Source organism: Vulcanococcus sp. DEBay_Sum22DG08_74 (assembly GCF_017852955.1).
GTDB lineage: Bacteria > Cyanobacteriota > Cyanobacteriia > PCC-6307 > Cyanobiaceae > Vulcanococcus.
Map to the genome: position 1 here is coordinate 1 of NZ_JAFMKL010000116.1, position 4,885 is coordinate 4,885.

At 58.6% G+C, this 4,885-nt stretch carries 6 protein-coding genes and 1 pseudogene; 6 read left to right on the forward strand and 1 reads right to left on the reverse strand.

The window, feature by feature from the left end; translation table 11 throughout:
* The 3 genes from QZ184_RS10050 to QZ184_RS10060 all read left to right on the forward strand — a co-directional run.
* On the forward strand, positions 1 to 875 hold an 875-nt coding region (locus QZ184_RS10050), incomplete at its 5' end, for a carbamoyltransferase C-terminal domain-containing protein (RefSeq protein ID WP_296419415.1).
* Between the two features lie 2 nt (positions 876 to 877).
* The gene (locus QZ184_RS10055) at positions 878 to 1,282 is read left to right on the forward strand and encodes an SxtJ family membrane protein (RefSeq protein WP_296419416.1); all 405 of its coding nucleotides are present in this window, start codon (positions 878 to 880) and stop codon (positions 1,280 to 1,282) included.
* Positions 1,283 to 1,289: 7 nt separating this feature from the next.
* Positions 1,290 to 1,451, forward strand: a complete 162-nt coding sequence (locus QZ184_RS10060; protein ID WP_296419418.1) for a DUF5989 family protein — start codon at positions 1,290 to 1,292, stop codon at positions 1,449 to 1,451.
* A gap of 55 nt (positions 1,452 to 1,506) precedes the next feature.
* Here the strand turns inward: QZ184_RS10060 and QZ184_RS10065 are convergent, their stop codons facing one another.
* Complete coding sequence (locus tag QZ184_RS10065) at positions 1,507 to 2,931, reverse strand: NADP-dependent isocitrate dehydrogenase (RefSeq protein ID WP_296419419.1); 1,425 nt, start codon at positions 2,929 to 2,931, stop codon at positions 1,507 to 1,509.
* Between the two features lie 68 nt (positions 2,932 to 2,999).
* Between QZ184_RS10065 and QZ184_RS10070 the strand changes: the two genes are divergently transcribed.
* The 3 genes and pseudogenes from QZ184_RS10070 to QZ184_RS10080 form a co-directional block, all read left to right on the forward strand.
* Positions 3,000 to 3,443 (forward strand): hypothetical protein, encoded by a 444-nt coding sequence (locus QZ184_RS10070; RefSeq protein WP_296419420.1) that lies wholly within the window; start codon positions 3,000 to 3,002, stop codon positions 3,441 to 3,443.
* A gap of 91 nt (positions 3,444 to 3,534) precedes the next feature.
* Positions 3,535 to 4,248 carry a heme oxygenase (biliverdin-producing) gene (locus QZ184_RS10075; RefSeq protein ID WP_247476483.1) on the forward strand — a complete coding sequence of 238 codons (714 nt, stop codon included), beginning with the start codon at positions 3,535 to 3,537 and terminating at the stop codon, positions 4,246 to 4,248.
* Between the two features lie 2 nt (positions 4,249 to 4,250).
* Positions 4,251 to 4,885, forward strand: a pseudogene (locus QZ184_RS10080) (glycosyltransferase family 1 protein); the annotation flags it as partial.

Genomic DNA, 4,885 nt, shown 5'->3' on the forward strand with positions numbered 1-4,885 from the left:
TGCGAGAGGGAATCTTTGATCAGATCTGGATTCAGCCGGCCAGCGGGGATGCGGGGTCGGCCCTTGGTGCTGCTCTGGTGGCTTGGCATCAGCATTTCAAGAATTCACGTCAGCCTGTACGCGGTGATGCGATGAAAGGGACGTATCTCGGACCCGCTTTCTCGAATCCTGAAATCTGTGAGTATCTGACAAGTATCAAGGCTCCGTTCCAGGCCCTCGAGGACCCGCTCCTTTTTGACCAGTTGGCGGAGCTGTTGGATCAAGGCAAGGTGGTGGGCTGGTTCAACGGCCGAATGGAATTTGGTCCCCGTGCTTTAGGTGCACGTTCGATCATCGGTGATCCGCGTAATCAGCAGATGCAGAGTGTGATGAACTTGAAGATTAAGTATCGTGAGAGCTTTCGTCCCTTTGCGCCATCTGTTCTCGAGCAAGAGGTTGCGAATCAGTTTGAGCTGAATGCTCAAAGTCCTTACATGCTTCTGGTTGCACCGGTCAAAAAAGAGCTTTGCCAGTCCATGACGGCTGAGCAGGAACAGTTGTTCGGGATCGACAAGCTCAACGTTCCGCGCTCCTCACTTCCAGCGATTACGCACGTCGATTATTCAGCCCGTGTTCAAACCGTTTCCGAGCGGACCAATCCCCGCTACTTCAATCTGATCAAGGCCTTTCAACGCAGAACAGGTTGCCCGACGATTGTCAATACGTCGTTCAATGTTCGCGGAGAGCCCATCGTTTGTACGCCTCAGGATGCCTATCGCTGCTTTATGCGGACCGAAATGGATGTTTTGGTGCTGCAGAACCAGTTGTTGTTGAAGGAAGAACAGCCCCTGGACGACGCGGACGAAAGCTGGAAACAGGAGTTTGAACTCGACTGATCATGATTCATTTGTCAGCGTCACCCGCATCCAAAAAGCAGCTCCGTGAGTTTGGAATTCTGCTAGGGATCGTCTTTCCACTCGTTTTTGGCTGGTTGATTCCTTCTCTGAAGGGCCACCATGCACCCATTTGGCCCTTTGTGATCGGGATCCCAAGCCTCATGCTGGCGTTGATCGCGCCTCGATTACTGCAGTGGCCTTACCAAGGCTGGATGAAGCTTGGCCATATCTTGGGATGGATCAATGGCCACCTCATTCTTGGTGTGGTTTTCCTCTTCGTGCTACAGCCCATCGCCTATGTGATGCGCTTGACCGGTTACGATCCCTTGAAACGCAAGCGAACGGGACTGGAGTCCTATCGCGAGACGTCTAAGCACAAGACCGTGGACTTAACTCGCATCTTCTGAGGTTTGAATGGAAGCTTTTCTCGACCTTGTTAAGGATATTTGGGACTTTCTGAAGGTCCGCAAAAAATACTGGCTTGCCCCTTTGATTATCACTATTGTGCTGATGGGAGCGCTTCTTGTCTTTACTCAGGGATCGGTCGTGGCTCCCTTTATTTATTCTATTTTCTGAGCTGCTGTCCTAGCAAAAGCCCGGTGCATGAACCGGGCTTTTCGTTTGTCTGGCTCTAGAAGTGCTTGATGACGGCCTCAGCAAAGCCACTGCAGCTCACCGGCTCAACAGGTGGTTCCATCAGGCGGGCCAGGTCATAGGTGACCTCCTGGTTGGCAATGGCAGCGCTGATGCCCTTGGTGACTAGATCCGCCGCTTCCTGCCAGCCCATGTATTCGAGCATCATCACGCCGCTCAGGATCACTGAGCCGGGGTTGATGCGATCGAGCCCGGCGTGCTTCGGGGCCGTGCCGTGGGTGGCTTCAAAAATGGCCGCGGTGTCGCCAATGTTGGCGCCCGGTGCCATGCCCAATCCACCGACCACGGCGGCAGCTGCATCGGAGATGTAGTCACCGTTGAGGTTCAAGGTGGCCAGGATCGAGTAGTCGGCTGGGCGGGTCTGGATCTGCTGGAAGATGCTGTCGGCAATGCGGTCGTCCACCATCACCATCTGCTTCCACTTGCCGCCTCCATGGCTGGAGCCGATGGCATCGATGACCCCTTGAACTTCGGCGCAAATCGCTTCTTTCTTCTCGGGAGTCAGGCTGTCGTAGCCCGGGTCGATCATCTTGGCGTTGGCTTCAACGCTCAGCCCAGGGTTCTGATCGGCGTTGTCCAGGATCCAGCTCTCTCGCTCCGTGACGCAGTCAGCACGGAATTCGGTGGTGGCGAGCTCGTAGCCCCAGTCCCGGAAGGCGCCTTCCGTGAACTTCATGATGTTGCCCTTGTGCACCAGGGTCACGTGGCGCTTCTTGCCCTCCATCCGCAGGGCGTGCTGGATGGCCTTGCGGATGTGGCGCTGACTGCCGTCCTTGCTCACGGGTTTGATACCGATGCCTGAACCCTCAGGGATCTGACGTTTGCCGAGCTTGCCGTTGGCAGGAATCACCACCTCATTGAGGTGCTTGCGCAGTGCTTGGCCAACAGGGTCGCTTGCTTCCCACTCGACACCCATATAGATGTCTTCGGTGTTCTCGCGGTAGACGATCACATCGAGGTCTTGGGGCCGTTTGTGCGGGCTGGGCGTCCCTTCGTAGTAGCGGCAGGGACGCACGCAGGAATACAGGTCAAAGATCTGACGCAGGGCGACGTTCAAGGAACGGATGCCGCCACCGACAGGGGTGGTCAGGGGACCCTTGATCGCGACGCCGTACTGGCGGACCGCTTCCAGGGTGTCTTCGGGGAGGTACTGGTAGGTGCCATAGAGGTCGCAGGCCTCATCACCCGCGTAGACCTTGAACCACTCGATCCGACGCTGACCGCCATAGGCCTTGGCGATTGCAGCGTCCAGAACCTTCTGGGTGGCGGGCCAGATGTCGACGCCGGTGCCATCCCCGCGGATGAAGGGAATGATCGGGTCGTTGGGAACGACCGGTTGACCGTTCTCGAAGCGGATGGCCGTTCCTTGGCTGGGGGCGGTGAGCTTCTCGAAGGTCGCCATGGCTGCGGCAGAACACTGAAGGTGAGCCTAGGTTTCGGCCAAGCAGGGTTCTGCAGCCGGAGGCACGCATGAATGCAGGCGACCAGGTTCGATCACTGGAATTGGTTCAGCTGATCGCGTCTGTGGCCGCGCTGTTTCGTCGGCATTTCCCTGACGCTCGGGCGAATCTGCGTCCTTGGCGCGATGACCCGCACACCCGCGCCTTCGAGGACCAGCAGACCCTGGATCTGTCGTTTCATCTCCCCGGTTGGAGCCCCCGCAGCCAGTGCCGCTCCTTTTTGCTGCAGTTGAGCCTGGCTGCTGGGGTCAGTGAGGCCAGGCCCAGGCTCTTGGGGGTCACGATTCGTGGGTTGACCTACGAGAGCGAGCGCTGGCGGCTCACCACCCTGGGCGACTGGCGTCCTGCTGGTTCGCATCTGCCCGTGGAGTCCGTGACCCTCAAGCTCAAGCAGTTCTGCGGCGAGCTCTTTGATCTGTTTGAGGCGGGAGCAGGCGCCGCTGACGTGGCGTAACCCTTCGCAACCTTGCGCTCACCCCCGTCAGCCTCCCCCTTACCTTGATTCTCCTGACCGTGCGGCATCGCACGACCACGAATCCAAGGACATGGCTGTCGCTCTTGCTGCCCAGTTGCGTGAAGGGACCAAGAAATCCCACACCATGGCCGAGAACACCGGCTTCGTGAGCTGCTTCCTCAAGGGGGTTGTGGACAAAGCCAGCTACCGCAAGCTGGTGGCCGACCTCTATTTCGTGTATGGGGCGATGGAGGACGAGTTCGCCCGGCTGAAAGACAATCCGGTCCTGGCCCCCATCGCTTTTGAGCAACTGAACCGCCGTGAGGCCCTTGAGAAGGACCTCGTCTATTACTTCGGTGCGGACTGGAAGCAGAACATCCAGCCCTCCCCTTCGGCGAGTGTTTACGTCGAGCGGATTCACCAGGTGGCTCAGGAGTCACCCGAGCTTCTCGTCGGTCACCACTACACCCGTTATCTCGGTGATCTCTCCGGTGGCCAGATCCTCAAGAACATCGCCCAGAAGGCGATGAACTTGGGTGGAGATGACGGTCTCCACTTCTATGAGTTCGATGCCATCTCGGACGAGAAGGCCTTTAAGGGCACCTATCGCTCGGCCATGGACACCCTGCCGATCGATCAGCCCATGGCCGATCGGATCGTGGAAGAGGCCAACGAGGCCTTCCACCTGAACATGAACATGTTCAAGGAACTCGAGGGCAACCTCGTCGCTGCCATTGGCAAGGTGCTCTTTGGTTTCCTGACCCGTCGCCAGCGCACCGGCAGCACCGAGACTGTCGCTGCTTGAGCTTGCGCCCCCTTCGCTTCTTAGTCCCCGGAACCACCGGTCGCTTTCGCTGTGGGGGGCTGCTCGTTGAGCTCCAAACCGCCCGCCTGCTAGCGGGGTTGGGGCCCGTCGAGCTGGTGACCTACCGCCAGCGCGAAGAAGGCAGGCCATTCCTTGCTGACTTGCTCCGTGCCGAGCCTCTCCCAGGTGGCGCGGGGGGTGCTCTTTGGATTGTGAGCTGGGGCTTTGATGTCCCCTGGTTGCTGCGGCAGTTGCGCGGACGCGCCTGCGCCTATCACGCCCACAGCAGCGGCTATGGCTTTCCCCTCCCGCCTGCTGTTCCTGTGTTGGCGGTGAGCCGCAACACCCTCGGTTATTGGGGTGACCTGGCTCCACGTAATCCGCTTTGTCTGGTGCCCAACGCCCTGAGTCCCGAGTGGCTGCAACGGGGAAAGCGGTGCGGCGATGGAGAGCGCAGCATTGATGTTCTGGTGCAGCAGCGCAAGACCAGTGCCTATGTCCTGAAGCAGTTGGTTCCTGCCTTGCAGGCCAAGGGGCTGCGGGTTGAGGTGCAATCCGGATGGGTTGAGGACCTGGTGGATTTGTTCAACAGCGCCAAGGTGGTTCTGTATGACTCGGCGGATTACTGGCGTGGTCG